3 protein-coding genes and 1 pseudogene are annotated in these 3,149 nt (G+C 40.8%); 2 read left to right on the forward strand and 2 right to left on the reverse strand.

The features are described 5' to 3' along the window. A pseudogene (locus tag QTO00_RS17120) lies at window positions 1-199 on the reverse strand (hypothetical protein); the annotation flags it as partial. Between the two features lie 94 nt (window positions 200-293). Beyond that, window positions 294-1,274, reverse strand: a complete 981-nt coding sequence (locus QTO00_RS17125) for an integron integrase (protein WP_331425857.1) — start codon at window positions 1,272-1,274, stop codon at window positions 294-296. 357 nt (window positions 1,275-1,631) lie between these two features. On the opposite strand from QTO00_RS17125, the gene QTO00_RS17130 reads away from it, so the two are divergent. Both QTO00_RS17130 and QTO00_RS17135 read left to right on the forward strand, forming a co-directional pair. Continuing rightward, the gene (locus QTO00_RS17130) at window positions 1,632-2,294 is read left to right on the forward strand and encodes an HNH endonuclease (RefSeq protein WP_331425858.1); all 663 of its coding nucleotides are present in this window, start codon (window positions 1,632-1,634) and stop codon (window positions 2,292-2,294) included. A 131-nt stretch (window positions 2,295-2,425) separates the two neighbouring features. Continuing rightward, window positions 2,426-2,884 carry a hypothetical protein gene (locus tag QTO00_RS17135; protein WP_331425859.1) on the forward strand — a complete coding sequence of 153 codons (459 nt, stop codon included), beginning with the start codon at window positions 2,426-2,428 and terminating at the stop codon, window positions 2,882-2,884. The last annotated feature ends 265 nt before the right edge of the window (window positions 2,885-3,149 follow it).

A 3,149-nucleotide genomic window follows, 5' to 3' on the forward strand; every position in this document is an offset into this window, starting at 1 on the left:
CTGCAAGAGTGGCAACTTCATATCCATTTGAAGTGCTTGGCTTGGTCATATCGCTGTCAGCCGTGCCTACAAATGACATTAGCGCCGCAGTTATTGCACAAATTGACAGGACTACCTTAAACTTCACATTCATATCAACCTCTTCGATTGTTTTTGTTATCGAATAATAAGAACGGGCAAAGCGAATAAAACTTCCCATTTTGTTTACCATTTTCTTGGCGATATCGATCAGTTTGAGGTTTTTTAAGTTACGGTTGTTGGAAACCTCAAGCGTTGGAAAGTATTAGAAGAGTTCAATGGCTCACCTTGTTATTCGCTATCAAGATGTCGAGTGGGCTGCGAGTTCCTGCAAAGTGCTGGCCTAGAATATGAGTATAAATTTGTGTGGTTGACACATCACTGTGACCTAACAGCTCCTGAACAGTTCGAATGTCTTGCCCTGATTTTAGAAGCTCGGTGGCAAAGCTATGGCGAAATGTGTGACAAGTGATCTTTTTGTGGTGTAGCCCGCAAGCTTGTGCCGCTCTTTTAATTGCTTTTCGAGGAGCCGAGTCATGCACATGGTGACGACAGAGTTGACCAGTTATAGGGTGCGGGCTTATGGAAGGAGAAGGAAAAAGATACATCCAAGCACTTTGCCGATAAGCGTTTGGGTATTTTCGATTGAGTGCAAAAGGAAGTGATGGACCGATACCGTGTTTGTTATCGGCAAGCTGAATTTCTTTAGCAGCTTCAATTGCTTCCTTTATAGGGTCAATTAGTGCAGGGCTTAATAGGGTTGTTCGGTCTTTGTTGCCTTTGCCGTTGTGAACTATGATGCACTGATTATTGAAATCTATGCTCTGGACACGTAATCGCATGCATTCGTTTATGCGTAACCCCGAACTATAGAGTAAAGAGAAGATGAGCTTGTATTGGCCTTCAAGTTGTTCAAGAAGTAAGTGTACTTCCTGCGACGACAGAACTGTTGGTAGCTTTCTTCGGTTCTTAGCTAACGTAAAACCTAGGTTTCCAAGTGGGATCTTCAACTGCTGATTGTATAAATAGGATAGGGCGTTGAGGGCAACCTTTTGGGTGTTAATTGCTACGTGCTGTTCATTGGCCAAAAAGGATAAGAACTCAGTCACTTCACTCGGGCCCATCTCATTTGGATGACGCATTTTATGATGCCTTATAAAATATGCGATCCAGTAGAGATAAGCCTTCTCGGTTTTCATGCTATACCCTCTTTGACGAATACTACGCCTGATCTCTTCTAGAAATTTGCTAGCCATGCTGTTTATTCGAATAGTGTATTTATATACAGCTTATTGGATGTTAGCCTAGCAATAGGATGAAATAAGTATGATCTTAACTGAGAAATAAGCTCGATTTGTCGTATGAAATTAGGAAAATAGGTCTATCTTTCAAAGAGATACCGTAATATGTATTTAAGATAACGCGCCTAGCAAAATCAACTTTTTAAGAAGGCTTGTTTTTGTAGGTCAATTTCATGTCGCAATATATTGAAAATTAGTGCTAAAACATGATGTTGCTGGCGGTTTGGTCGTTTTTCTTTGAATGGAAAAAACAGTCGGCAGACTATTAAAAATGTTATACCCCAGAGCGATCGTAGTCCCTTAAGGTTAAAAATGAAGCATAAGCAGCTATATAAAAAATTAATAGAAGATGAACTGAATTTCATTCCTAATGGTGTTATTCAATTGAAATCTATATATGACCTAGTGCAGAAAAAGTATCCTGAGCTTTGCGATGATACCTGCATCTGTAGAGATATTTGCTCTCAAGGGACAAAAGAAGCAGAGTGGAAGCACCGAGTTAGAACGGTACTCTATCAACTCAAAAAGAAAGGGATCATCAAAAACGCCGAAGAAAGAGGCTTTTGGGTGTTCGGTGAGTTAAAGGTTGTTACGCCTATTGCATTTGATATCCCTAACGGTGAAATGGAGCCAGAAAGGCGAGAGAGCGTAACGTATAGAGTTTTAAGAGATACGGCATTGGCACGTAAACTAAAGTTAATGTATGAAAATAAGTGCCAAATTTGTCGCAATACTATTAACTTGAAATCGGGTGCCACGTACTCTGAAGCCCATCATATTAAGCCTTTAGGTCGAGAGCATAATGGTCCTGACGTAGCAGAAAATATCGTCGTTCTTTGTCCAAATCATCATGTGATGTGCGACTATGGGGCTATCGCTCTTAACCTTTCTGAGCTTTATGTATGCTCAGGGCATGAAATCTCGGAAGAATACATTGAGTACCACAACATGACTATCCATCAAAATGGGGTATAACAAAGCATTCAAGAGTGATTCACCATGCTTGGCATTTTTGGTTTGAGTTAAGTTCAGTGAATACGGTGCTAAAGTTGAGTTCAGTGGTCGCATGGCTCACACCTTAATGCGGCGTTAGGTGCTTAGAGGGTATGATGAAATCAAAACAAGCATTGAAGGATGCGTGGCTATCATACGATATGATGGTTGCTGCGAAGGAGAGTGATGTACTTCGAGTTCATTGGATATCAACTATCTGCCTTCTCCGAGCTATTGGGCATGTTCTCGACAAAGTAGATGCGGAAATATCTCCGATTCACAAATACGAAATTACAAAATGGTGGGGAATTATAAAACGAGACAAACCCGCTATCTTTTGGGAATTTATTAATGAATCTAGGAATCTTGTAGTTAAGGAGTATGACGTAAATTTCATTACGTATGAATGCGAATTAATTAGCATGGGTTTGGACGGTTCAACAGAAGTGGCTGAGAATCCGGTTCATATTATGAAAAGTGGCGAAGAACTTTTTAGTATCGTTGCTGATGCTCTGCTCTGGTGGGAAGTGCAAATAAAAGAACTGGAAAACTCGATCCGACAACGCACCTAACAAACTGCTCAAGGTGGACTGCCAACGCTCGGCAGTTTTGCTTCTAGTTTGATACAGTGTTTACGGTGGTTTGATCAAGCACTGTGGCTATGCGTTGTCAGCCACTTAGCAAGGGCGTTATATGCTTTCGTCTGTAGAAGGAATAGAACTTATGTCACTTTATGAGAAACGAAATAGCAATTCGCAGCAGGAAGACGCAATGTTAGTTGCTTCGGATTCTTGGTTTTCAGTTAAATTTGCCCAAGAAGCAGCAAAGTCTTGGAAG

The organism is Vibrio sp. M260118, from assembly GCF_036533755.1.
In the GTDB taxonomy this organism is placed as follows: domain Bacteria; phylum Pseudomonadota; class Gammaproteobacteria; order Enterobacterales; family Vibrionaceae; genus Vibrio.

Coding starts and splice junctions, on each gene's coding strand:
- QTO00_RS17135 (WP_331425859.1), top strand. CDS start 2,426: ATGATGAAATCAAAACAAGCATTGAAGGATGCGTGGCTATCATACGAT.
- QTO00_RS17130 (WP_331425858.1), top strand. CDS start 1,632: ATGAAGCATAAGCAGCTATATAAAAAATTAATAGAAGATGAACTGAAT.
- QTO00_RS17125 (WP_331425857.1), bottom strand. CDS start 1,274: ATGGCTAGCAAATTTCTAGAAGAGATCAGGCGTAGTATTCGTCAAAGA.